Source organism: Pseudomonas sp., from assembly GCF_030150285.1.
GTDB lineage: Bacteria > Pseudomonadota > Gammaproteobacteria > Pseudomonadales > Pseudomonadaceae > Aquipseudomonas.
This window is the reverse complement of record NZ_JASLGE010000005.1, coordinates 1-23904: the sequence shown is the minus strand read 5'-3', so window position 1 is coordinate 23904 and position 23904 is coordinate 1. Positions and strand designations below refer to the sequence as shown.

General features: G+C 62.3%; 20 protein-coding genes and 1 riboswitch. Of the genes, 8 read left to right on the top strand and 12 right to left on the bottom strand.

Annotated features, from left to right (window positions below; genetic code table 11):
• The 4 genes from Q1W15_RS00515 to Q1W15_RS00500 form a co-directional block, all read right to left on the bottom strand.
• On the bottom strand, window positions 1–1821 hold a 1821-nt coding region (locus Q1W15_RS00515; protein ID WP_300719500.1), incomplete at its 3' end, for a filamentous hemagglutinin N-terminal domain-containing protein.
• 295 nt (window positions 1822–2116) lie between these two features.
• A complete protein-coding gene (locus tag Q1W15_RS00510; RefSeq protein WP_300719499.1) occupies window positions 2117–3043 on the bottom strand; it encodes a FecR family protein in 927 nt (308 codons plus the stop codon).
• Window positions 3044–3079: 36 nt separating this feature from the next.
• Window positions 3080–3625 carry an RNA polymerase sigma factor gene (locus Q1W15_RS00505; protein WP_300719497.1) on the bottom strand — a complete coding sequence of 182 codons (546 nt, stop codon included), beginning with the start codon at window positions 3623–3625 and terminating at the stop codon, window positions 3080–3082.
• On the bottom strand, window positions 3622–4368 hold the full coding sequence (locus tag Q1W15_RS00500) for a TonB C-terminal domain-containing protein (protein WP_300719495.1): 747 nt from the start codon (window positions 4366–4368) through the stop codon (window positions 3622–3624). The genes Q1W15_RS00505 and Q1W15_RS00500 overlap by 4 nt, the downstream gene beginning before the upstream one ends.
• 126 nt (window positions 4369–4494) lie before the next feature.
• Between Q1W15_RS00500 and Q1W15_RS00495 the strand changes: the two genes are divergently transcribed.
• Window positions 4495–4806, top strand: coding sequence for a hypothetical protein (locus tag Q1W15_RS00495; RefSeq protein ID WP_300719493.1), 312 nt, complete (start codon window positions 4495–4497; stop codon window positions 4804–4806).
• Window positions 4807–4935: 129 nt separating this feature from the next.
• On the opposite strand, the gene peaD is transcribed toward Q1W15_RS00495, so the two are convergent.
• The 4 genes from peaD to peaA form a co-directional block, all read right to left on the bottom strand.
• A complete protein-coding gene (gene peaD / locus Q1W15_RS00490; RefSeq protein ID WP_300719491.1) occupies window positions 4936–6054 on the bottom strand; it encodes a quinohemoprotein amine dehydrogenase subunit beta in 1119 nt (372 codons plus the stop codon).
• 39 nt (window positions 6055–6093) lie between these two features.
• Window positions 6094–6417, bottom strand: coding sequence for a quinohemoprotein amine dehydrogenase subunit gamma (qhpC, locus tag Q1W15_RS00485; RefSeq protein WP_300719489.1), 324 nt, complete (start codon window positions 6415–6417; stop codon window positions 6094–6096).
• A gap of 1 nt (window position 6418) precedes the next feature.
• Complete coding sequence (gene peaB, locus Q1W15_RS00480; protein ID WP_300719487.1) at window positions 6419–7849, bottom strand: quinohemoprotein amine dehydrogenase maturation protein; 1431 nt, start codon at window positions 7847–7849, stop codon at window positions 6419–6421.
• Window positions 7850–7931: 82 nt separating this feature from the next.
• Window positions 7932–9512, bottom strand: coding sequence for a quinohemoprotein amine dehydrogenase subunit alpha (peaA, locus tag Q1W15_RS00475; protein WP_300719485.1), 1581 nt, complete (start codon window positions 9510–9512; stop codon window positions 7932–7934).
• A 395-nt stretch (window positions 9513–9907) separates the two neighbouring features.
• Between peaA and Q1W15_RS00470 the strand changes: the two genes are divergently transcribed.
• Window positions 9908–11398, top strand: coding sequence for an aldehyde dehydrogenase family protein (locus Q1W15_RS00470; RefSeq protein WP_300719483.1), 1491 nt, complete (start codon window positions 9908–9910; stop codon window positions 11396–11398).
• A gap of 86 nt (window positions 11399–11484) precedes the next feature.
• On the opposite strand, the gene Q1W15_RS00465 is transcribed toward Q1W15_RS00470, so the two are convergent.
• The 4 genes from Q1W15_RS00465 to Q1W15_RS00450 are packed head-to-tail and all read right to left on the bottom strand — an operon-like array spanning window position 11485 to window position 17054.
• Window positions 11485–12780 (bottom strand): NAD(P)/FAD-dependent oxidoreductase, encoded by a 1296-nt coding sequence (locus tag Q1W15_RS00465; protein ID WP_300719481.1) that lies wholly within the window; start codon window positions 12778–12780, stop codon window positions 11485–11487.
• Entirely contained in the window at window positions 12777–13454 is a 678-nt protein-coding gene (locus Q1W15_RS00460; RefSeq protein WP_300719479.1) for a S8/S53 family peptidase, read from the bottom strand. The genes Q1W15_RS00465 and Q1W15_RS00460 overlap by 4 nt, the downstream gene beginning before the upstream one ends.
• Entirely contained in the window at window positions 13444–15162 is a 1719-nt protein-coding gene (locus Q1W15_RS00455) for an ABC transporter ATP-binding protein (RefSeq protein WP_300719477.1), read from the bottom strand. Before Q1W15_RS00455 ends, Q1W15_RS00460 begins: the two co-directional genes overlap by 11 nt.
• Window positions 15162–17054: a sigma-54-dependent Fis family transcriptional regulator gene (locus Q1W15_RS00450; RefSeq protein WP_300719475.1), complete on the bottom strand. Its 1893-nt coding sequence runs from the start codon at window positions 17052–17054 to the stop codon at window positions 15162–15164. The genes Q1W15_RS00455 and Q1W15_RS00450 overlap by 1 nt, the downstream gene beginning before the upstream one ends.
• Before the next feature lie 133 nt (window positions 17055–17187).
• On the opposite strand from Q1W15_RS00450, the gene Q1W15_RS00445 reads away from it, so the two are divergent.
• The 6 genes from Q1W15_RS00445 (at window position 17188) to Q1W15_RS00420 (ending at window position 23718) form a co-directional block, all read left to right on the top strand.
• Window positions 17188–17691 (top strand): PaaI family thioesterase, encoded by a 504-nt coding sequence (locus Q1W15_RS00445; protein WP_300719473.1) that lies wholly within the window; start codon window positions 17188–17190, stop codon window positions 17689–17691.
• Between the two features lie 123 nt (window positions 17692–17814).
• Window positions 17815–18023: riboswitch (cobalamin riboswitch) on the top strand.
• Between the two features lie 110 nt (window positions 18024–18133).
• Window positions 18134–18907, top strand: coding sequence for a class I SAM-dependent methyltransferase (locus tag Q1W15_RS00440; RefSeq protein WP_300719471.1), 774 nt, complete (start codon window positions 18134–18136; stop codon window positions 18905–18907).
• Window positions 18908–18936: 29 nt separating this feature from the next.
• Complete coding sequence (locus Q1W15_RS00435; protein WP_300719469.1) at window positions 18937–21063, top strand: TonB-dependent receptor; 2127 nt, start codon at window positions 18937–18939, stop codon at window positions 21061–21063.
• Window positions 21063–21971 (top strand): ABC transporter substrate-binding protein, encoded by a 909-nt coding sequence (locus tag Q1W15_RS00430; protein WP_300719467.1) that lies wholly within the window; start codon window positions 21063–21065, stop codon window positions 21969–21971. The genes Q1W15_RS00435 and Q1W15_RS00430 overlap by 1 nt, the downstream gene beginning before the upstream one ends.
• A complete protein-coding gene (locus Q1W15_RS00425) occupies window positions 21968–22963 on the top strand; it encodes an iron ABC transporter permease (protein WP_300719465.1) in 996 nt (331 codons plus the stop codon). The genes Q1W15_RS00430 and Q1W15_RS00425 overlap by 4 nt, the downstream gene beginning before the upstream one ends.
• On the top strand, window positions 22960–23718 hold the full coding sequence (locus Q1W15_RS00420; RefSeq protein WP_300719463.1) for an ABC transporter ATP-binding protein: 759 nt from the start codon (window positions 22960–22962) through the stop codon (window positions 23716–23718). Before Q1W15_RS00425 ends, Q1W15_RS00420 begins: the two co-directional genes overlap by 4 nt.
• Window positions 23719–23904 lie beyond the last annotated feature (186 nt).

Below are 23904 nucleotides of genomic sequence, written 5' to 3'. Positions count from 1 at the left end.
CACCACTTCCTTGCCGGTAAACGTCAGCGTGCCGCCCTGGGCCATCCACTCGCCCACGCCATGGCCCTGAGTGCCGAGGTAGCCGCCCACTTCCAGCAGGCCACCGGCGGTGTACCAGCGGTCCGTCGCGTAGCCGTTGGTACCGGCCGGCACAAACACCAGCTCGCGCAAATCGACCCACACATCGTTGTTGATCAGCTTGCCGTTATCGCGGTTAACCGGCGCGTCGCGCTGCTCGTTACCCTGCACGTTGATCTTGATGTTGTTGGATTCCATCGACACCCTGACGCCGACCGCACCCGACACATCAATCATGGCACCGTCACGCACCAGGCTGCGCTGAGCCGCCGTGACCGCGACCTGGCCACCGGTCGCGAGCGTGATCGAACCGTCCTGAAACTCCACCGTGCCGCCGCTGACAATCTCGACACGAGACTGGTCGATACGGTCATTGATCGTGCTGAGGTTATTGAACTGCTCGGTGGCGTTGTTGACCGCATTGGCGCGACCGTCGAGGTTAATTAAACCGTTGTCGCGTTGGCTGTTAAGGGCGGTGTTGTCGGTTTCATCCAGCAAAATGGCCGTGGTACTGCCCTTGCCCAGCGTGACACTGCCGGTGGTATCGGTCACCGAGTTCAACAGATGAATCGTGCCGCGTGTGTCCACTGACGTACTGGCCAGCGCGACACCGTTTTGCTGCACCTGATGCCCGGTCAGGGTGACGTCGCCAGTTGAAGCCATGATCAGGCCATTGTTGGCGACCTTTCCGGCCGTGCTGTCCGTATTGAGACCGGTCGTCACTTCATTGCCACGGGTAGTTGAGCCCTGGTTACCGGCAGTGCCCACACCGCGCCGGATATAAAAACTGTCACCGGCGGCCAGGGTTGTCTGGCCCTTGGCGGTGATAATCGTACCGGCGTTCTCCACCTCCGCCCCGAGCAGCAAGGCATAACCGCCGGACTCCGTGGACTGGGTCGCGGCATGGGTCTGAATCACAGCACCGCGCTGCACTTCGACCTTGCCTACAGCATCGGTAAACGTGGGCTGGCTACCGTTGATATCAACGTAAAGGCCGCGCTGGGTGAACTGGTCGTCGGTGATAGTCGCTGCGGCGGCTACCAGGTTGCGCACATTCACCTGGCTGGTGCCGGTGAAAATCACCCCGTTGTTGTTGAGGATCATCACCGTGCCCGCGCCGGTGATAGTGCCCTGAATTTCACTGGGGCGTGCATTCGGATCATTGACGCGGTTGAGCACGGCCCAGTTGGCCTGCTGCTGGAAATCGACCGTGGTATTGCGCCCGACGTTAAAGGTTTCCCAGTTCAGAATCGCCTTGTCGGCGGTCTGTTCGATCGTCACCGTGGTCTTGCCGCCGGCCTGGCTTTGCGTCGGGCCTTTGGCGTTGGTCCAGCCCTGGCTCAAGCTGTTATCGACCTGCAAACCACCCTTGCCCAGACCCTCAGGAATGGTCGACACCTGCCCCAACGCCGCTTGGCGCCCGGCGGCCTGCGCTGCCTGTTGTGCAGCAATGGCCGCGACGGTGGTGTTCAGCGTGGTCAAGGAGCGTTGCAACTGCTGATTGACCTTGGCCTGTTGATTCAACGAAGGGATCGTCGGCAATTGCGCGTTATTACGCGCCGCGGTGGCGGCCTGAGACGCGCCCTTATCGGCGAACCAGCCGGAACTGAACGGCGTGGCAGCGTGGGCCGTGCCTGCGGCCATCAGCAAGGCAATGGCATGGGCCAACGGCTTGAGACGCAGGATGGTATGGCCCCCTGGGCCTCTGGCATTCGGTTTAGCCGGTGAGTTGCAACGGACCATCTGGATTCATCCTCATAAGTTCCCGCCCGGGTGCGAGGTTCACGTACAGGAGATAGGCGGTTACAAGATGACGGGACTGAACTTTTGTCATGTAAAGTTCATCAACGGGCAGATGAGGGTCGGTGTGTATCGTGGTCGTTGCCGACATTGCGCAGCGATCGTAAACCTGAATTGCGGAGCTGACAGGCACACCGCGCGGCCTGGTTTTACGACGCCTTCGGCACCGGACGTAGCCTCGTTCTACTCGTCAACTGCTACAGGGGTAGTCGCTGGCGCAGCTAGCGTAAGCCCCGCGTTAGCTCAGCAATACAACCCCACCCGGCAGTTCGGTGCATTTGGCTCCATAGGCGTCACGTATCAGCAATGCCACGCCGGCCAGTTGTTGCAAGGTGAACCGGGCCTGGACCCGGCGCTTGCCCAGTTCTCGGTTAAGCAGCAGCAGTTTGCCCGGCCGGTAGCGGTTGATTTCATCCACCACAGTGGCCAGCGGGGCGTTGTTGAACACCAGAACTCGATCACGCCAGGCAAGCACTGCCCGTGTGTCGACGGTGACGGGAGCCTGGATGCCGGATGCGCTGTAGGTCATCTGCTGGCCACTGTCCAGGGTCGAGGTGCTGGCCCCCACCGCCACGGATAACGACCCTTCGATGCAGGTCACACACACGCTACGGTCAGTGTTGCGTACGTTGAACCGCGCTTGAGCAGCACTCAGCCAGCCTGCACCGGCCTGGACCTTGAGCGGTTGCGCGGCGTTGGCCACGACTTCCATCTCACCTTCCAGCAATTCAATGCCGCGCTCAGCACGGCTGATGCGGGTTTGTGTATTGAGTTCCAGGTGCACGCCTTCACTCAGGTCAATACGGCGCTGTTCCCCTACCGCCGTTTGATAATCCGCTGTCAGCCCGGCCAACCCACCGGGCAGGTTGGCATGCGCCATAAACAACGCGGCCGAGGCGGCAATGGCCCCACCCAGAAAGGCCCGGCGGCCAACAGGGCGCGGGCGCTGCACCTGTTCAACCGCAGGCGACAGCTGTTGCCACAGCACTTTGGCCTGCTCGAAGGCCTCGGCATGCGCCGGGCTCTGCGCGCACCATTGCTGCAAGGCTTTGGCATCAGCGACCGTGGCCTGCCCCGACGTCAGCAGGACGAGCCAGTCCCGGGCTTCGTTGCGCCGTTGGCTGGCTGACGGGTCGCTAGGTTCTGGAAGTCTAAAAATGTTCAAGCGCGTAAATTCTCACGGATTAACAGGGACTCAACATTAAGACGGTTTACCGGCCCCGGGACCGAACCGCTGAATGGAATTTCTTTCCAGGCGCTGCGCACAAAAGCCCAACGCTGCCTTGATTTCCTTTTCGACCATGCGCGTCGAAATGCCGAAACGGCGGGCGATTTCCTGGTGCGGCGCTTCTTCAAACCGCGCCGCTATCAGGATCCGCCGCTGACGGGCAGGCAGTTCATACAGTGCCTTGACCAACGACTCGATTTCTCTCTGCCCGCCGACAACACGGGAAGGGTCAAGGGCCTCATTGCCCGTCTGCAACAGGGCTTCGATTTCGCTGCCGGTCAGCAAGCGGGCATCGGCTTCACGGCGGTCGGCCGCAATGTTCAGGGCGATGCGGTACAGGTAGGCGTTGGGTTGCAGCAGGTTGGGCGGAACCTCCATGCGGTCGACCCGCAGGAACGTTTCGTGCAGTACGTCGCTGGCTAAATCTTCTGAACCCAGGCGCTTGTGCAAACGCGTCTTGAAGTCTTCATAAGACGCCAAAAACAGACTGACCATTGGACTGTGCCCGGTAACTTTCATGACCTGAAGGCTCCTTCCCCGGTTGTGCATTTCATGCGTGTTCCTGTTGTTTCAGGCATCAAAAGTAAGGTGACCGGCAATCGCAGCGAACTCGGGGCCGGGCGGTCGATGCGTGTCGCGCTCAAGCTTCGCACCAGTGCTTCGTCGCGCTGTGCATTGCCGGTAGTGCTCACCAGACGGCTGAACTCAATCTGCCCGTGCGCGCTGATCCACACTTGCACCAGTGCACGAAAGCTACCGGGCCGGGTCAACGGCGAGCGACACAGGCTGCGCTCGATCGCCTGTTGCAAGGCGGCGGCGTAACTGGTGTTGAGACGCTGTGCCGCCGCCCTCGCCTTCGCCCCCCGCACTTCGGGCTGAGGGTCGCTGCGTGGCACTTGTAACGTGAATGCATCACTGCTGGCGTATCGAGCCATCAGGCCACTCCCTGTCAGTAACACGTCCAAAGCCTGTTGTGCCGTGTAGCGGCCCTTTACCCCGATAGCGCGCCGGCCGTGCGTTAACTCTCGGTCCACCAGCACCGCCATGCCGGTTGCCCGACTGAACGCTTGCAACGACTCCTCCAGGTTGTGCGCGGGCAGGTTGAGGTCCAGCAGGCGCGGGGGTTCTGGGGCGGCTTGCCCGTGTTGCGTCCACAGCAGCACCAACAGCAAGGCCAGGCATGCGATCGCGTGCCGGCCTGATCCCCGTTCGCCCTCTGCTTTGCGTTGCTGCACGGCTGGCGTGTCCTGTAAAAGCGTCATCCTGAAGCCTGTTTATGAACCTGATGTTACGAAGATGGCAAAAAAACATCACTGTGACGCACAGGCCGTTGCTCTACACTTTCGCGCCAATGCGGCCCATCCCTGAGGGCCCGCCAGGAGGCTGCGATGAAGATGATTCCCCCCCTCGCCTGTGTGCTGCTGTGCGCAGGTGTACCCCTGATGGGCCATGCCGAAGAAGCGCCCAAGGGGTGTGCTGAAGTGAGTGTGGACGGCTACAGGGCACCCGATTTTGAATGCTTGAGCCAGCAACTGGGCACTGCCACAAAGGCGGCCAAAGCCGCGCAGAAAGGACGTGAAGGGTTGGCTGTACCCGTGGAAAAACGCGCGCCGAATCAAATCGGGCTGTCGACGCCCGCGGCCACCCACATACGCATGGGAAACACCTTTGGCACCTCGGCCACGCCTCAACGGCCGTGAGGTAGAGCAGGCACGTTGCGCGACCTGATCTCACGACGCCTTCGGTGCCGGATGCCACCTCGTCAAGCTCGTCAACGACGACGGGGTTGTCGTCGCTGCCGAGCAACACGGTGGTGTCCGGCGGGCGGTTTACCGCATGAACACTTGGGCGCTGGTGAGGGACATATCGCCCCCTGGCATTTTGATGTTGCCTATCTGTTTCAGACTGTCGGCGTCAAACACCGCCACGTCATTGAAGGTGCCCGCCAGGTAGATTTTGGTCCCGGCCTTGTTGAACGAAATGCAGTAATAGGAATGGTCCAGTTTCGCTGACTGCAATAGTTTCTGTTCCTTGATGTCGTACTTGGCCAGTTTGTTCAACACGCCAAACATCAGGTTGGGGTCTTTGGGGGAGCGCATGCCGCTGAAGTAAATGTCGGTCAGCGGGCCAAAGTCCTGGGTCTCGGGCTTGCCGGTTTTCAGGTCAACGCTGAACAGACCGTACACGTAGTCGGCGGTGGCCGGGTCCTGTTTGTCGTCCTTGAATTTGGCTGCGGTGTAGAGCAGCGCCAGTTCATTGCGGTAGGTCTGCTGGTTCCAGATGTACAACACATCCGGGGCGCTGTAGTTGGGGCGCTTCCAGTGGCGACTGGGGATCAGCACATCAAACTTGCCGGTGTTGACGTCGACTTTGTAAATATCGGCACCCACCGCGTACAACGTGCCGTCATGGCCACTCTGCATGATGGTCAACTGCCGGGGCGCGGGGTAGCTGCGAATCGGCTTCGCGTCCTGGCCCGCGTCGGTGGCGTATACGTCCAACCGGGGTTGCTGCACTTCGTAGCGGTCATTGAGCATCAGCGTCGGGTTGGCAATGGTGTACAGCTCTTTGCCGTCGTGGCTGACGGTAAAGGCGAACATCGAACGCGCCTTCTCCCCCGGTTTCTGCGTGATGCTGGCGTGGAAGACCTGCTTGCAGGTGTCCAGGTCCACGCCGTACACGTCGGCAAAACGGTTGTTGAGTACGTACGCGATTTTACGGTCCGGCGAGATTTGCACGGTGCCCGGCCCGAATGCATCGCTCATCGCGCAGGTTTTGAGCACCGTGTCGGTGGCCAGGTCGATCACGTTCAGGTTGTTCGGATAATTGACGGTCACCATGTATTCGTGACCGGGTTGCAAGGCAGTACTTTCATTCGCCAAAACGCTGAACGAACAGGCGCTCAGAAGCGCCAGTGCGGCGTGGCCGCAGGCTTTGATACTCGGCATGCTGGAATCCTTATTCGTGTTCTTGACGTTCCAAACAGGTCATTTGTCTTTTGGAAAGACGGTGCCCAGGTTGCGCCAGTTGTCATTGGAGGCCTGGGCGTCTTTGTTCCAGTCCGGGTAGGTGCTCATGATGTCGGGCACCTGCGCCGGCCACCAGCACGGGTCGGAACAGCCGTAAAGGTCGGCTTCCATCGGTTGGCACAACGACGACACGCCGCCAAACGCATCGATTTCCCAGCCTGGGTCGGTGGTGGACGTGCAGCCGGTCACCGTGCTCATGGCCACCACGTCTTCGATGCGGTTTTCGGCCGCGGCCTGATCCAGTTTCAACGCTTTGTTATTGATTGCCTTGAGATGTTTCATATCAGTGTGCCTTGCGCGGAGTGATGTAGCTGCTGATGAACGCAGGGTTGTGAGTCATGATCCGGGTGTACACCTCGATGCCGAAGTCCACCCAGTCACGCATCAGGTCACAGTAGTGATACGTAGGGTGGGTCGGGTCGCCGTAGCGGGCGTAGCTTTCGTGGTAGCAGCCGCCGGAGCACAGGTTGCGGATGCGGCAGTCCTGGCACCCGGTGTTGCTGCGGTCCAGGCGCTGGGACAGAAAGTCATTGAGTTCCACCTGTTTCACGCTGCTGTGGACGTTGCCAAACGTCGGCAGCGACGAGCCGGTAAAGCGATGGCACAGGTTCAGTTCGCCCTTGTGGTCCACGGCCAGCATCTTCAGACCCGCACCGCACGGCAGCGCTTTTTTGTGGCCTTCGTGGATGTCGGTGATCAACTGGTGCAAGTTGGAAAAGCCGATATTGCGGTGTTCCAGGGCGGCTTCCAGGTAGCGCGCGCCCAGGCGCTTCATGCTGGCGAACACTTCAATCAACTCGTCACTGGACAGGTTGTAGCTGCTGATATCGCCGGAAGTGACCGGGGCGAAACCGACTTCGGCAAAGCCCAGTTCATTGAACAGGTGGTCCCAGATGGTCTCGATGTCCGTAACCCCGGTGGTCAGGGTTACCCGCGCGCCCACCGGGCGGCTGGTATAGCGCGACAGCAGCATTTGCGCCTTGCGCCGCACCACGTCGTAAGTACCCTGCCCGCCCACCGTGATGCGGTTGCGGTCGTGCACGGTTTTCGGCCCGTCGATACTCACCGATAAGCCGAACCGGTGCGCGTTGAGGTAGTCGACGGTGTCTTCGGTCAGCAGGGTGGCGTTGGTGGTCATCACAAACTCCACAAACTTGCCCGCTTCGGCAAAACGCTTTTCACAGTAATCGACCATGTGCTCGATCAACTTGCGATTGCTCAACGGTTCGCCGCCGAAGAACACCACGGTGTAGCGCTCTTCATCCGGCGACTCGCGCAGCAGCATTTCCACTGACGCCACGGCGGTGTCGATTTCCATTTTCTTGCCGGCCGACGGCTTATCCAGGTCTTCCTTGTAGCAGTAGGTACAGCTCAGGTTGCAGCCAGTGTTGACGTTGAGCACCACGGTGTTGATGGCCGTGCGCTCGACCCGCAAGGTGGCGATGTCCGGTGTCAGCGGCGAGCCGTCGCTCACCACCTCCAGCGCCATCAGTTCGCGCAGGGTTTCATTGACCTCTTCACCGTTGAACCGGGCCGCCAGGCGCAGGGCCAGGTCTTCGGAAGAACAGCCCTCAAGGCGCAACGCATCGATAATGGTGCCCGTCAGCTCGTCACTGGCAAACAGTGAACTGCTGGGGATATGGAACAGCATGCGGCCCGCATCCACCTGCACTTCGTGCAAGTTACGCTCAACCAGATTCAAAATAGCGCCCATCACAAACCTCCTGTGCAGGCCCCGTCTAAAGAGTACCTGCGGTCATTCCCATTAAGTGTCTGAAGCCTTGGGTTCAGCCAACTCACGGAATGGGTGGGTTGTTCCAGCGTTGCAGGGTGACAATCAGTTGCCCGGCACCGGTCAACGGCTGGCCGGCATCATCAACCGCGGCGATCACTTTCAGGTTGCCAGCATTGTTGGTGGACATTTTGCGCAGCGGGTTAGGCCCGGCATCACCGGGGGTGAAAATGCCCGTGTCGGCCTGCATGGTGCCGGCAAACTTGACGTCTTCGTCCTCTTTGGCCTGCTCGTTGAAAGCCTCTACCGACCATTTCGCCGGCACCACGCCGATGCGATACAACGTGCCATCTGCACCTTTGCCCCACGCTTCGGCATCAAAACGCCCCTGGACTTTAGGCGTCGACCCGCCGCCATCGCCCACCCGCGCCACGGCGAATTGCGGCACTACCTTGACCTCGGCAATCCGGTTATAGACTGCCAGGGACGGGCCTTTCAGCGCACCGACGGCCACTTCGCGAACGCCCGGCTGCGCGTCGGCAGCGGCCTTGACCCGCACCGTGATCCGCTGCGGGGTTTGCGCCAGAACCTTGACCACCTGCACGCCTTTGCCAAAATCAGGCGTGCCCTTGAGGTCGCTGCCAATCAGGGTGACGTCGGTCTCGGTACCCGCCTTCACATAGGCCGGCTGCACCGACAGCAAGCGGCTGCTGCCCTGTTGCGCGGCGATAAAGTCCAGGCCGCGCTCATCGTGGTCGGCCTCGAACATGCGGCCCTCCATCAGGTGGTCGCGGGCCGCAAAGACCTGACGCATGGCCACGCCATCAATGTTCACGTTGGCGCGCCATTCATAACCGCTGTACAGCAGCGCGCTGCCGTCGCCGTTGAACGGCGTGCCATCGGCGTACTGGCCTTTGACGCTGACCTTGAAGGTATCCTTGCCGTCGGCCGTGACACTCATGACCCCGGCCACATCACCCTTGCCCGGCAAGTGCCCGCTGAAACTCCAGTCGCCCACCAGCGTGTCGCTTTCCGGCGCAACACTTTGCCATTGCTTCCAGGCCGGGTTGTCCAGCCCGTAACGCTCGGCCAACACCGGGACCATCTCGGTACGGGCCAGGTCGAACCACTCACGGTCGCGGGACAGCGCCTGGTATTCCAGCGACGGCCACTGGCCGAGGTGGAAGTTCACCAGCCGCTCCCATTCCTGCGCCGGGCGGCGTTGCAGCGCGACCCGGGCACCCGAGTGGCAGCGACCGCACATTTGCGTGGTCTGCTCGTCGAAGTGCTCGGCCGCATTGAGCCGCCGTTCCAGGGCGTAACGCATGCCGTCGGTTTCGCTGGGGGCCAGGCCCTGCGTATCGGCCAGGTATTTGACCAGAGTGCGGCGGTCTTCATCGCTGATCTTCAACCCATGCATGGTTTGCATCCGGGCGATGCTCATCAGCCAGCCTTCGGGCGTTTTGCGCTGGTGGCTGATACGGCTCAAACCGTTATCGGCCTCAGGGGTGTGACAGCCCATGCAGTTTTGCTTAAGGAGGGTTTGGGCGTCGCCTGCCGCCAGGCTGTCTGGGGCATGCAACGCTACACAAGCGGCCACGGCCAGCAGGCTGGCGCTCAGGCCTGATCGGAGTTTTCTCTTCATCAACGTCGAACCTCGCACGGAACTTTCTTATTGTTGTGACTGATCGTTTTTATGGTTTCTACCGCCCGCAGCGCACTGCAGGCGAAGGCAAGAGAAACGTCTGAGGTGTGTCATACACGGAGCGTGCCAGCTTATTAAATAGCTTTAAAAACAACAGGTTATGTATTTACGGCATTCATTCCCCCTCGATTTGGCTGCACCGGGCCGTCTAATAACGCGACAGCTGTTGCACTCTGAGACGCTGCGAAAACCGTCTCAACAGCGTCGCAGATTGCGACAGTTACACCCCCGGATCACCCGCAAAACGTGACGCAAGCCCCTATAAAACGGGTCTGCGGCAAACTGGCACAACCGTTGCGAGGCACCCCGTCACACTCATAAGACGAGGTCCTACCATGCCATTTTCAGAGCTGCTAGCTACCACCCAGGCTTTTATTCAACGCGCGCCCCGCATGCTGATTGGTGGCGAGTGGGTGGAGGCCGCAGATGGCCAGACCATGCCCCTGCACAACCCCGCCACAGGCGACGTGCTGTGCGTGGTTCCCAAGGCCACCCCGGCCGATGTTGACCGCGCCGTGCTCGCGGCCCGCCACGCTTTTGACGACTCTGCCTGGACCCGCACCCGCCCGCGCGAGCGCCAGAACCTGTTATGGACGCTGGCCGACCTGATGCAGCGCGACGCCGAGCAACTGGCGCAACTGGAATGCCTGAACAATGGCAAAAGCGCGGCAGTGGCCCAGGTCATGGACGTGCAACTGGCCATTGATTTCTTGCGCTACATGGCGGGCTGGGCCACCAAAATCGAAGGCACCACGGTGGACGTCTCCGTGCCGCTGATGCCCAACGAGCAGTTCCACAGTTTCGTTCGCCGGGAAGCTGTGGGCGTGGTCGGGGCCATCGTCGCGTGGAACTTTCCCTTGCTGCTGGCCTGCTGGAAACTCGGCCCGGCCCTGGCCACCGGCTGCACCGTGGTACTCAAACCGGCCGACGAAACCCCGCTGAGCGCGCTCAAGCTGGCCGAACTGGTGCTCGAAGCCGGCTACCCGCAAGGCGTGTTCAACGTGGTCACCGGCACGGGCATCACCGCAGGCTCGGCCCTGACCCACAACCCGTTGGTGGACAAACTGACCTTTACCGGCTCCACAGCGGTGGGCATCCAGATTGGCAAAATCGCCATGGACGCCATGACCCGCGTGACCCTGGAACTGGGCGGCAAATCGCCAACCATCGTTATGCCCGACGCTGACCTGAACGCCGCCGCTGCCGGCGCGGCCAGTGCGATTTTCTTTAACCAGGGCCAGGTGTGCTGCGCGGGCTCGCGGCTGTATGTGCACCGCAAGCATTTCGACCGGGTCGTGGGCGACATTGCCGATATCGCCAACGCCATGAAACTGGGCAACGGCCTGGACCCGAGCGTCGACATGGGCCCGTTGATCTCGGCCCGCCAGCAAGAGCGCGTGTCACGCTACATTGAAACCGGCCGTGCCAGCGGCGCAACCCTGGCCTGCGGCGGCGAATCGTACGGGCCGGGTTACTTCGTCAAACCGACCGTGATAGTCGGGGTCGACCAACAGCATGCACTGGTGCAGGAAGAAATTTTTGGCCCGGTGTTGGTTGCGATCCCGTTTGACGATGAAGCCGAGGTGCTGCGCATGGCCAACGACAGCCCCTACGGTTTGGGCGCGAGCATCTGGTCCAACGACCTGGCGGCAGTGCACCGCATGATCCCGCGGATCAAATCGGGTTCAGTGTGGGTCAACTGCCACAGCGCCCTCGACCCGGCGCTGCCGTTTGGCGGTTACAAAATGTCGGGGGTGGGTCGGGAGATGGGCTATGCCGCCATTGAACATTACACCGAGCTTAAGTCGGTGCTGATCAAACTCTGAGTGACGGGGCGGGCTTTCGCGTGAAGCGTGGATGTTTAAAGATCGCGAACACGCTCGCGCCTACAGCAACCGGTTGATCGTTGCCCTCAAGGCTTGAAGCCTTGGCTGATCAACCACCCTCTGAGCATTCGTCCCTGTTCCAGCGTCAACCCGGCCAATACGTGTTCGGCCGGTTCGCGCCATAACCGGCGCACCAGCGGTGCGACTTCAACCCCGTGTACATGCCAGATCCCCAGCGGCTGGTCGGGGCTGATCACCACGTCGGCTTCGTCCACGTAGCCATCGCGCAACACCGGTGCCCGCTCAATGCGCAACAGGGCGAAATCCGCCTCGGCATGGGCCGCGGCGGTGTCTGGCCATTGTCGTCGCGCTTGCCAGAACGGTTGCAGCGGCCAGCGCTGTTCATCGGCATAAAAATCCCGACCCATACGCGCAAATCGCATAAATAACTGCTCGACCCGCTGCTGGTGAAACCGCCGGGCCAAGGCGCGGCGTTCAGGCTTGCACAGTAGGGTATTGATCACCGCCGGGGCCTGTAACGCCGAGGACAGTGACTGAAAAATGCCATTGCCCGACAGCGGGTCAACGGCCATGGCTGCATCACCCACGCGAATCCAGTGGTCGCCGCACACTTGGGGGCTGAGGATCGCGGTGCTGCTGCGGGCGTGCACGTGCACGTCGACGCACGGCTGATCGGCAAACAGGCCCTGCGCCAAGGCCGAGGCCTGTCGGCGTTCGCGGCAGTAATCCTGCAGGTGGGCCTTGCCTGGCAAGTCGGCACTGGCCACATCCACCGTCCATTGCCAATAACACTGGCCGTCATCGCGCCGGGCCATCCAGGCCCAGCCCGTGTCCAGGCTTTCAACGGCACTGGCGGTAGGGCCCGCCGGGCCATGCCAGCGATTGAGCAAGCTGACGGTTTCAGGGCCACGCCGGCCTTTGCCCAAGGCCGGGGCCTGGCGCCCGCGCGCCTCCACCAGAAAGTCGGCCTGCCAGGTGTCACCGCCTTCAAGCACGATGGCATGGCCCGACGCGGTTGAATCAACCGACAGCACCCGCCCTTCAATCACCTTGACACCCGCACGGTGCAAGTCGGCTCGCAGGCCGCGATCAAACCGCGGGCGGTCAATCAAGTATTCGATGTTTTGCGCATGCTGCTGGCCATTCCACGACACCTGCCGCTGGGAAGGCAGCGTGGCATCGGCCAACGCCTGATGCAGCCCCGCATTGCGCAAGGCCTCCAACACGCGCACCGACACGCCTTCCAGCGCCGCAAACCGCCGCCACTCACTGATCAACGTGACCGGGTAACCCAACCGCCGCAACCCTAGCGCCACAGCCGCTCCAGCAGGCCCGGCACCAAGTATCACCAGCGCGGTCATGGCCCAAGCCTGCGTTCGGGCCCGTGATAGTGAGCATGGGTTTGCAACCATTGAATGATCTGGGCGTTGCTGGCCACAGGCTGTTCCTGCAAATAGCCCGCAATATGCCCGCTCAAGGCGGCACAGCCCAGGCTGGCCCCCGATTGCCCCGGCCGTGAGCCCTGGACACAGGCGGCGAAATCCGCCTGGGCACTGTTGAGCCACGACCATTGATCACTCGCGCACCGAGCATCCCCTGTCACGCGCAGCACCTGCGGGTAATCGGCCGGGTACACGCCTTGGCCCTGCGCCGGGCTGGCCGCACATAACAGCACGCCCTGCTCCACTGCAAACGCACAGGCCTCGCGCAGCATTTCGCGGTCGTGGCGCAAGCCCAGGCTTAGGTTGATCACACGCACGCCCGTGGACACCAGCCAGCCGATTGCCGCGCCCAGTTGCCAAGCGCTGGTCACGCCCCGACGGTCGAACACTTGCGCCACACACACCTGCGCGCCCGGTGCGCGCCGGGCGATGGCCTCGATCACCGCACTGCCATGGCCCAGCGCGTCGGGCTCCAAATCGCCGCACAACAGTTGCCCGTCGTCCACCCAGAAGCGCCGCCCGGCTTCAACCCGCAGGTGCTGGGAAAAGGCATGACCGCTGTCCACCACGCCGATCAATACGTCAGGCTTCATCGTGCACCTTCTTCAGCGTCAACGCGCCGTTCAGTAATTCAAAACACAGGTCGGCATCGGCCAAGGTGGACGGTCGGTGGCTGATCAAGATGCGCGTACGGCCCGCAAACAGGCGATCGATGGCATCAATCACTTCACGCTCGGTGGCTTCGTCCACCGCCGACGTGGCCTCGTCCAGCACCAGTATCAACGGGTCTTGCAGCAAGGCACGGGCGATGGCGATACGTTGTTTCTGGCCCCCGGACAACTGCTGGCCGCGCTCACCCAGCGGGCTGTCGAGGCCTTCGGGCAAGGCGGCGATCAAGCTGTCGAGTTGCGCCAACCGCGCCACTTCAACAATGGCCGCCCGGCTGGCATCGGGCACTGCATAAGCCAGGTTATGCGCCAGGCTGCCGCGAAACAGCACAATGTCCTGACTGACCACGGCCATTCGGCGGCGCAGGTCAAACAGGTCGAGTTCGCGCAGGTCGACGCCGCCCAGCAGTACGCGCCCGCTCTGGGGGTCATGGTGACGTTGCAGCAGGTCGACCAGCGTCGATTTGCCGACCCCGGAGCCGCCGCTCAGGGCCACTTTCAGGCCGTAGGGAATGTGCGCGGTAATGCCGTTCAGGGTGGCCTGCCGCCCCGGGTGGGTGAAGTGCACCGCGTCAAACTGCAGATCGCCGGTGTCCGGCATCGGTCGCGGTGCCGGCGGCGAAACCACCGCCGGTTGTTCGCCACGCAGTTCCATGACCCGGCCCAGGCTGACGGTCATGCGCTGAATCGCGACGTACAGCCCAAGCAAACTCTGCACGGGCCCTACCGCCATGCCCAGGTAGGTGGAAAACGCGATCAACGCCCCGAGCTGCCAGGTGCCCTGCACCACCCAATAGCCGCCAATCAGAAACGCACAGGCCCGCGACAGCGAGGTCAGGGTGCCCGGCACGGCCTGGGTGAAAAACTCGGTGACTTGCAGGCGCAGCAACTGGCTCATGTAGCCCTGCCCCAGGGTGTGCAGGCGTTGGGCTTCGCGCTGCTGCTGGCCAGCCGACTGGATAAATTTCATCACCGGCAGGGTCTCGACCATAAACGAGGACACATCTGCCGAGCGTTCACGCAAGTGCCGCACGTCGCGCTCGACCTTGCGCCGCATCCAGCGCAGCCACAGCACGTCGAGGGGAATCAGGACCAGCGCCAGCAACGACAGCTCCCACGACAGCGCCAGCAACATGGCCAGCGCGACCACCAGCCCGATCACGCTGGACACGGCCGAGAACAGCGAGTCCACGGCAAAACGCTGGATTTCCGCCAGGTCGCCGTCCATGCGCGACATCAGGTCGCCGATGCGCCGCTGGCCATAAAAGCCCGGGGACAGGGTTTGCAAATGCTGGTACAGGTCGTCGCGCAGGGCAAACAGAATGCGCCCCGAAAGCCGCGTGTGCAGGTAACGGTTGACGCCTGAAAGCACAGTGCCCAGCAGCCCGGCCACAATCATCAGCCCGGCCACCCCCGCCAGCACCGTGAAGTTGCGCGCCAGCAAGCCATCGTCAATCAGTTGTTTGGTCAGCCACGGCTGTACCAGCACCAGCGATGACGCGCACACCGACAGCCCCAGCAGCCCGGCAATCGCCAGCCGGTGGGGCCGCACAAAGCTGTAAAGCCAGCGCAGGGCTTGGTGCAGGGCGTCCGGGTCGGGGCTATCGACCAGCCCTTTGATCAGCCGGCGCATCAATCGCGCAACTGTTTGAGTTTGCGGTACAGGGTGGCCCGGCTGATGCCCAGGGTTTCAGCCGCCGCCGACACATTGCCCTGATGGCTGTCCAAAGACTGGCGAATCAGTTCCCGCTCGTTTTCGCGAATGCTCCCTGCCGCCGGTCGTTCAGTGGCACTCAGGTCATCGAGCAGGCTGTCGGGCAGGTGATCGAGGGTCAGTTCGCTGTCGTGCGGCTCGCGCATGGCCAGGGCGGTGCGCAGCACCATGTCCAACTGGCGAATGTTGCCCGGCCAGTGATACCCCTCAAGCAGGCGTTGCAGGTCGGGGTGCAGGTTGATACCGGGCGCACCGAAGCGCGCCAGCAGGCGCTCGATCAGTGCGCTGAAATCTTCACGTTCGCGCAAGGCCGGCAGCATCACGCTGATGCCGTTGACCCGGTAAAACAGGTCTTCGCGAAAGTGCTGCTCCTGCACCCAGTGCTTGAGGTCGCGGTGGGTGGCGCAGATCAGTGCGATGTCGATGTCCTGTTCTTCACCGGCCCCCAGCGGTGCCACCTTGCGGTCTTGCAACACCCGCAGTAGCCGCGCCTGCAGGGCCAGCGGCATATCACCAATTTCATCAAGAAACAGGGTGCCGCCGTGGGCCTGTTGCAAGCGTCCGATCATGCCGCCACGGCGTGAGCCGGTAAACGCGCCGTCACGGTAGCCAAACAGTTCAGACTCGATCAGGCCTTCAGGGATGGCTGCGCAGTTCACCGCCACAAACGGTTTGGCGCTGCGGCTGCCGGCGTTGTGCAGCGCGCGCGCCACCATTTCCTTACCGGTACCGGTTTCCCCCAGCAACAGCACGGGCAGCTCATTGGCCAACCCTTTGCAGGCCATGCGCAAGGCGCGGGCATAGCGGGTGTTATTGCCCGCCAGAGCGTCCAGGTCCGGGTGCGCAGGTGGCGATTTGGCGGGCGTGCGCACGGGTGTGGCCAAGTTCGCCGAGCGTTGTGGCGCGCGCAGCGCCTTGTAAAAGAACTCGCCTTTGGCGGTTTGCAGGCTGCCGAGGCTGCCTTGCTGCAAGCGCGACAGCAATTGCAAGCCATCAACCCCCAGAAACGCTTCGCAGCGCTGGCCCACCAACGCTGAGCGCTCAGTTTGAAGCAACTGGCAGGCCTGGCTGCTGGCGGCCAGAATATGGCCCTCCAGGCTGACCGCCAACAGGCCTTGCCACGGTGATTCCAGGTACTGGTGGCGGCTGTGGAAGGCCAGCACGATCTGTTGCGGGTAACTGGCGTGAAACACCCGGCTTTCAATCTGCCCGACCGCCATGGACAGCAACGATGAACTGTCATGGAAGCGCCCCAGCGGGCCTTCGCGGGTCAGGTCGAGCACACCGAGGATTTGCCCCTGGGGGCAATGGATCGGCACCGACGTACAGGAAAAATTGCTGAGCCGGTCCAGGTAATGTTCGCCGCAATCGATCAGGGTGGGGCGTGCTTCCACCAGTGCCGTGCCGAGGGCGTTGGTGCCGCGCACCGCTTCACTCCAGCAGGCCCCCGGGGTGATGCCTTGCAGGCGGCTGTCGGCGCGCCCTTCCACGGCGAGGATGGTGGCCTCGCAGTTGGCCAGAATGATCAGCCCTTCCTTGCCTTGGCGCTGGGCCAGGTAATCAATGGCGGGCAAGGCCGCGTCCATCAGCAACTGGTTACTGGCCAGCAACAGGTCAAGGTTGGCACCCGCACCGAGCGCCAGTTCCTGCTGGCTGTTGAAATGCACGCCGTGGCTGAGGCTGCGTCGCCAAGAGGCATCGATTTCAGCCCGCAGGACGCCATCGGGCACCTCGCCTTCAAGGTGCAATATTTCCCGGGCCAGCCGGGCTTCTCGCAAGGGTTTGGGCGCATTGGTTTTTATCAGGCTCATCAGACACTCTCCAGCCGCGCGCCTTGGTGTTTTTTTTAGATTCGCGCACTGTTACCAATCTTTACGTTAACGTAAGGGCAATGGCAAGGCCTGACGTCCAGGCATGCCTCACATTTTTAAGGATGATCACGGTATGTCGCAGCTCACCCCTTCCCTGCAAGACACCGCAGCGCCTGAGGGCGTGTGTTACGGCTGCGGTAGCAGCAATGCTCAGGGGCTGCATATCAAGAGTTTTTGGCACGAAGACGGTGTGCATGTGATGGCCGAACACCTGCCGGATCCCCGTTATTGTGGTTGGCCCGAGTTGGTGTACGGCGGCCTGATCGCCATGCTGGTGGACTGCCATTCGAACTGGACCGCCATGGCTTATCACTACCGCGCCGAGCAGCGCGACTTGGCCAGCCTGCCGCGCATCAACTGCGTGACGGGCCATTTGGGTATCAAGTTCATCAAACCGACCCCCATGGGCGTGCCCCTGACCTTGCTGGCGTATGTCGAAGGTGAAGTGGGCCGCAAGAGCCGCGTGATCTGCGAGGTGTACGCGGGCGACATATTAACCGCCGTGGGCGACTCGGTTTTCGTGCGCGTGGACACCGATCAACTGGCCGGTGCGGCGCATGGGCGTCACGCCGAGTGATGACGCTACCTGGGGAGGGGCAAGCTGTGCCCACTGCCAAAGGCGTTGTGAAATCAGGCAGCGCACTGCGCTGATTGCCTGATTTTTCACACGTTTGGTTGACGCACAAGGCGACCAATGGTCATATGCGCGCCTGTTTCAGGTGTCCTCAGCCATCGCGCTGTGGGTGAAACGGGAAGCCGGTACGTCTTTGGGCCAATCCGGCGCTGCCCCCGCAACGGTATGCGAGCGAAGCATTCACAACGCCACTGTGCCCCGAACGGGAGCATGGGAAGGCGAATGCTTCATGACCCTCGTGAGCCCGGAGACCGGCCTGATCCGATTTACGGCAATCCGCGGTGGGCGGGTGCAGGCCTTGGCGTGTGCACATTTGCTGCTGCCCGTCGATTTTCTGCGTCAGTTCCCGCCGGTTGCCCACTTTGGCTCAACCCGACGGTGCTCCATGACAGCTTCCACACAGCCCTCCCCCCCTTTTGTCTGGCCTGACCACGAAGCAGCGTTTTATGCCGAGCATCTGGCCGCGTCCAATTATGTTGAGCGTGTGGGCGGCCGTCTGCTGGAAGTGCTCGGGCCTCAGCGACAGTTGCTGGATATCGGTGCCGGTTCGGGGATTCTCGGCCGGCACCTGCTGGTACCGGGCGGCCAATGGACGGTGGTCGAGCCCAATGCCTTCATGCGCAGCCGTGTCCGGCACTTGGCCGCACAACCGCCCAGCGTTGACCTGAACCTGCATGCCGGGCTTTGGCAAGACCTGGCGCAGTTACCCATCAGCCCTTGCCACACCGTGCTGTGCGCCAATATTCCGGTGAGTGACGGGCAGGCCGAGGCCTTTTTGCGGCAAGTACAACCCTTGGCCAGCCGCACGCTGGTGTGGAACCTGCCCGCCCAAGAAGGGCCGCGCACTTATTGCCTGTCCGGGTTTCTGCCGCCTCAGTTGCACGGCAGTGACATGACCCCCGGCTACCAGTTGACCCTGGCCGAACTGCCGGCCGCAGTGCAGCCCGACGAGGTTCACTTCACCGACTGGGCGTTCAGCACATTGTTCCCCTCTCACGAGGCCGCCCTGGCGCACTTTATGGACAAACTCGGTGCCCTGGACGGCAGCGCGCTGGGGCAGCTTGAGCGGCACCTGCAGGACCACCTGCAAAAAACATCGGGCGGCTGGCTGGCCAGTGCCCCGAAGCGAGCGGCCAGCTTGATCTGGCACCGTCAATAACACCAATAACACTACTTGCGGACGTCTCCATGCTTAACCTACGCCACAGTATTTGCGCGGCCATTCCCCTTTGGTTGGGCTCCGGCCTGAGCGCCATGGCGGCTGAAAATCCGTCGATCCTGCACTTGGACAGCACCCTGGTCAGTGCGCCCCGCGCCGGTGAGCCCCTGAAAGCGGTCACCAGCACGGTGCAAGTGATCGACAGCGATCAGATCGCGCGTTCTTCGGCCCGCAGCCTCACGGATTTACTGGCAGAAAACGCCGTCGGTTTTTTCAGCGAATGGACCCCGGGGCAAACCTCGATCAACATTCGCGGCGGCAATACCGATGGGCAGGGCCGCGATTACCGCAGCCAGGTCACGGTGCTGGTCAATGGCCGTCGAGCCGGTACGGCGAACATCTCCAAGCTGTCCCCCGCGCAGGTGGCGCGCATTGAAGTGATCCGCGGCCCGGCGTCGGTGATTTACGGCAGCCAGGCCATGGGCGGCGTGATCAATATCATCACCCGCAACGGCCGCAACACTGAAGGCGGTGGCGCGAAGATTCAGGGTGGCTCCTGGGGGCTGGCGCAAGGCAGTGTGTACCAGAGCGGGGAAGCCGGCGCGCTGGATTACTACGTGGGCCTGGACACGGGCCGCCGCAACGACTACCACAGTGCGAGCGGCACCCAAAAAAATACGGCCTGGAAGCGCCATGGCGGGTTACTGGCCCTGGGCTATGACGTGTCCGAAGATCAGCGCATAGACCTGACGCTGCGCTCAGACGGCATTTATGACGCCGGTTTTCGCGGTTCTCAGTGGAACTACGACAACTATGACAACCGCTATAACCAGTCCATCGAGGCGAACTGGACGGCCAAACCCACAGCGTGGCTGAACTGGTCCTCACAGTTTTATGCGTTCCACGATGTCGACGACCTGCATTGGGGCTCGCCGGTGCAAGGCAACGGCTCCCCCGGTTTTAGCAAGGACCATATCGAGCGCCAACTGGATGCTTACGGCTTCAAGTTGACACCGCAGTTTCTGCTGACCCCCTCCACCGATTTGCTGGTGGGCGTGGACCTGGAAAAAAGCAAACTGCGCAATGAGCGTTTCCGGGTGGCCGTCAACGGCTCTACCAGCAGCCAGGTCGCCCCTTATGACATCAACTCCGATGACCTCAACGCGGCCGTGTATGCCGAGCTGATGCAACGCCTGATGGACGACCGCCTGACCCTGCGTGCCGGTTCGCGCTACAGCTACGGGCGCTCCAGCACGGTCAAGACCGACTACATGCCGCTGCTGGAGGAGCAAACCCGCACCTTCAACAAAGTCACCTACAGCCTGGGCGCGGCGTATCAGGCGTTGCCGGGCGTAAAAGTGCGCGCCGGGGTGTCGACCGGGTTCCGGGCGCCACTGGCGGGCGAATTGGGGGCCGACTTCACGTCCATCAGCGGCAGCCAGACCCTGGGCAATGCCAACCTCAAGCCCGAGACCAGCCTGCAGTTCGAAACGGGCGTTACCCTGACCAACGACAACCAGTTCTTCGACCTGGCGCTGTTTGAGAACCGTATCCAGGACCGCATCACGACTGCGCCCATCACTCGCACCGTCAGCCAGTACGTCAATGGCAGCGGCGACGCGGTCATTCGTGGCCTTGAAACGCAATGGCAGTACGACCTGGCCAGCGCCCTGGCGTTGGGCAATGAGCGCATTTTGCGGCTCAACACCAACACGGTGTGGAACTTCGATATGGACGACAAAGGCGCAGCGAAAACCCTGACAGGCCCCCACCGCGACCAGATCCAGCGCATGTACCAGTACCAGGCCAGCCTCGGCCTGACCTACGGTCGCGAGCGCGATTGGGACGTTGGTGTCAATGGCATCCTGCGCGGCCCGGTGTATTACCGCACAGAAGAACGGCTGTTGAACCCCGACACCAACTATGTGTACCGCAAGTCGCCCTTCTGGGTTTTCAACCTGCGCGGCAACTACCACGTCACCGAACAGCTCAGCCTGTTCAGCGGCGTCAACAACCTGTTCGACATGGACCGCAGCACGCTCTTTATTGCCACCGGCAATGACTCGCCGCTGGCCGATCCGCGTGCGTCCAATGGCGGCCTGGGCAACAGTAACCCGGGGCGCGAAGTGTACCTCGGCGCGAACTACCGGTTCTGATGCGCCGGCACGGGTGGGCCTGGTTGGGTCTGTTGCTCAGCCTGGGGGCCGGGGCCGACGAGGGATTCCCGCGCACGGTCGTTGATGCGCTTGGGCGACAGGTGACGATTGAGCATAAGCCCCAACGCATCGTCGCCATCTTCGCCAGCAATGTGGAAATGCTGGCGGCAATGGGGGCTGGCGATGCGATTGTCGGGGTCGAGGAATGGACACGGTTCCCCGAAGACATTGCCGCCCGTGCCAAGGTCGGCGGCCGGCTGGGCTTTTCGGTGGAAGCCATCGCTCGCCTGCAGGCCGACCTGGTGGTGATGACTCCGGCGCGGCAAGCCGCCACGCTGATAGACCCGCTGCAGCGCATTGGTATTCCGGTACTGGTACTCAACCACCGCGACCTGGCCGCAGTGCTTGCCAATATTCGCCTGCTGGGCCAGGCCACCGGCCATGAAGACGGTGCCGAGCAGTTGATTGAGCGCTTGCAGCGGCGCCTGGAGGCGGTGCAAACACGCCTGGCCGGGCAACCGCCGGTCACGGTTTACCTGGAGACCGGCAGCAATGAACGTGGGCACTACCTGACCTTGCGCGGGCACACCTACACCAGCGATATCCTGCGCATGGCTGGCGGCAGCAATGTGTTTGTCGACAGCCGTTTGAGCCAGGTGGGCGGTGAGGCCGTGTTCCATGCCAACCCCTCACGCATTATCGTCGCCGGCTCGCCGCCGCAAGCGGCAGCCTTGGCGCAGCGCCCGGGCTGGAGCAGCATTCCGGCCGTGGCGGCCGGCCGAGTCGACACGTTACCCTGCGCGCTCTTACTGATTCCGGGGCCCCGGGTGGTAGAAGGCGTCGAGCAACTGGCGGCGCTGCTGCACCCCGACCTGTTTCCCGCGCCCCTTGTAGAGATATCCCCATGAGTTGCCTCGACCGGCGCTATCACCTGCTGTGCCTGACCCCTTTGCCCGCGATAGTCATCGGCCTGTGGCTGGGGGCTGACCTGGCACGCTGGAGCGACGTGTGGGCACTGTGGCAAGGCCACGATTCGCCTTTCGCGCAATTACTGATGAACTGGCGGCTGCCTCGCGTGCTGGCGGCTTTTTGCGTCGGCGCGTGCCTGGGATTGGCCGGGGTGATTTTTCAGGGTGTGTTTCGCAACCCACTGGCAGAGCCCTACCTGTTGGGCAGTGCCCCCGGGGCAGCCGTGGGTGCCGCCATCGCGTTATTGGTGCCGTTGCCGGTGGCGATGGCCGTGAGTTTGCCGCTGTTGGCCTTCGTCGGTGCCTGGGGGGCGACGCTGCTGGTGTTGTTGATCACCCGACTGACCCGCATCAACGACACCAGCGGCTTGCTACTGGCCGGGATTGCCGTGGCGGCGTTGCTCGCCGCCTTGCGCAGCCTGTTGCTACTGGCCATGTCGGATGAAACGGTCAATCTGCAAGTGGTGTTGAGCTGGACCCTGGGCGGTATACATACCCCGGACTTCCCCGCCCTGGGCCTGCTGGCGCTGCTCACGGGTGTCGCCTTGCTGTGGGCCAGGCGCTTGGCCCACGGCCTGGATATTCTCGGGCTGGGAGATCATGTGGCCTACAGCATGGGGTTGCAGCCACAGCGGTTTATCAACGTGGCCCTGTTGCTGGCCGCGGCCATCACCGCACTCGCGGTGTCCTGGGGCGGGCTGGTGGGCTTCGTTGGCCTGGTTGCTCCCCACGCGGTGCGCTGGCTGATCGGCCCCACCCATCGGCGCTTGATTATGGCCAGTGCACTGACCAGCGGTGCCCTGCTGGCCCTGCTCGATGGCCTGGCACGCAGCCTGTTGCCGCCCTCCGAAATCCCTCTGGGCCTGTTGACGGCCTTGATAGGCGCGCCCTTTTTCATCGTTCTGCTGACCCGCGCTAGGCCTGCCGCATGAGCACCGATGCCGTTTTGCAAGCACGGGCGTTAGGTGTGCAACACGCCGGTAAAACCGTGCTGCACGACTTCAACCTTGACCTTCAACCGGGGGAACTGTTGGTGCTGGTCGGCCCCAATGGGTCAGGCAAAAGCAGCGCTTTACGGGCATTGGCCGGGGTGCAGGCCCACGCAGGCCAGGTGTTCTTGCAGCAACGCCCCCTGACTGCCTGGCCGGCCGCAGAGCGAGCACAGCGTTTGGCCTACCTGCCCCAGGACTTTCGCAGCCAATGGGACCTGCAGGTACACGAATTGCTCAGCCTGGGGGCTCGCCGCAATGCCGCCCTGCTCGGTCAACCGTTGTCGCAAACGTTGATTGAGTCATTGGACATCGGGCATTTGCTGTCCCGGCGGCTTTCTCAACTGTCCGGTGGCGAGCGGGCCAGAGCGGGTATCGGCTGGGCATTGGCGGCAGGGTCACCGCTATTGTTGGCCGACGAGCCCACCGCTGCGCTGGACATTGCCCATCAACTCAGCCTGCTCAGCTACCTGCGCAGCCGCTTGGACCAATGCGCCCAATTGCTGGTACTGCACGACCTGGGCCTGGCCATGCGCTTTGCCGACCGCATCGCGGTGCTGGCCGAGGGGCACTTGCTGGGTGTGGCCTGCCCCGCTACCGTGCGCCATTGCGGGTGGCTGGAACAGGCTTTTAACCTCCAGTTCGCCTGGCATGACAGCCCACATGGGCTGTATCCGATTCCGATGGGCAGGGCATAAACCATCGCGAGCAATCGGCCGTTGCGCCTGCCGGCACAAGGCTGGCTAGGGTCTGTACGAAATGTTTTCGAGCGAAGGTTAGGCAAGGCGAAAACAGGCGAGGAAGCGGAGTTTACGGGTTGTAAATGAGCATTCCGAGCCTGTTTTCAACGCCGCATAACCGAGCGCAGATACATTTCGTACAGA

Coding starts and splice junctions, on each gene's coding strand:
- Q1W15_RS00505 (WP_300719497.1), bottom strand. CDS start 3,625: ATGAAAGTTACCGGGCACAGTCCAATGGTCAGTCTGTTTTTGGCGTCT.
- Q1W15_RS00500 (WP_300719495.1), bottom strand. CDS start 4,368: ATGACGCTTTTACAGGACACGCCAGCCGTGCAGCAACGCAAAGCAGAG.
- Q1W15_RS00495 (WP_300719493.1), top strand. CDS start 4,495: ATGAAGATGATTCCCCCCCTCGCCTGTGTGCTGCTGTGCGCAGGTGTA.
- peaD (WP_300719491.1), bottom strand. CDS start 6,054: ATGCCGAGTATCAAAGCCTGCGGCCACGCCGCACTGGCGCTTCTGAGC.
- qhpC (WP_300719489.1), bottom strand. CDS start 6,417: ATGAAACATCTCAAGGCAATCAATAACAAAGCGTTGAAACTGGATCAG.
- peaB (WP_300719487.1), bottom strand. CDS start 7,849: ATGGGCGCTATTTTGAATCTGGTTGAGCGTAACTTGCACGAAGTGCAG.
- peaA (WP_300719485.1), bottom strand. CDS start 9,512: ATGAAGAGAAAACTCCGATCAGGCCTGAGCGCCAGCCTGCTGGCCGTG.
- Q1W15_RS00470 (WP_300719483.1), top strand. CDS start 9,908: ATGCCATTTTCAGAGCTGCTAGCTACCACCCAGGCTTTTATTCAACGC.
- Q1W15_RS00465 (WP_300719481.1), bottom strand. CDS start 12,780: ATGACCGCGCTGGTGATACTTGGTGCCGGGCCTGCTGGAGCGGCTGTG.
- Q1W15_RS00460 (WP_300719479.1), bottom strand. CDS start 13,454: ATGAAGCCTGACGTATTGATCGGCGTGGTGGACAGCGGTCATGCCTTT.
- Q1W15_RS00455 (WP_300719477.1), bottom strand. CDS start 15,162: ATGCGCCGGCTGATCAAAGGGCTGGTCGATAGCCCCGACCCGGACGCC.
- Q1W15_RS00450 (WP_300719475.1), bottom strand. CDS start 17,054: ATGAGCCTGATAAAAACCAATGCGCCCAAACCCTTGCGAGAAGCCCGG.
- Q1W15_RS00445 (WP_300719473.1), top strand. CDS start 17,188: ATGTCGCAGCTCACCCCTTCCCTGCAAGACACCGCAGCGCCTGAGGGC.
- Q1W15_RS00440 (WP_300719471.1), top strand. CDS start 18,134: ATGACAGCTTCCACACAGCCCTCCCCCCCTTTTGTCTGGCCTGACCAC.
- Q1W15_RS00435 (WP_300719469.1), top strand. CDS start 18,937: ATGCTTAACCTACGCCACAGTATTTGCGCGGCCATTCCCCTTTGGTTG.
- Q1W15_RS00430 (WP_300719467.1), top strand. CDS start 21,063: ATGCGCCGGCACGGGTGGGCCTGGTTGGGTCTGTTGCTCAGCCTGGGG.
- Q1W15_RS00425 (WP_300719465.1), top strand. CDS start 21,968: ATGAGTTGCCTCGACCGGCGCTATCACCTGCTGTGCCTGACCCCTTTG.
- Q1W15_RS00420 (WP_300719463.1), top strand. CDS start 22,960: ATGAGCACCGATGCCGTTTTGCAAGCACGGGCGTTAGGTGTGCAACAC.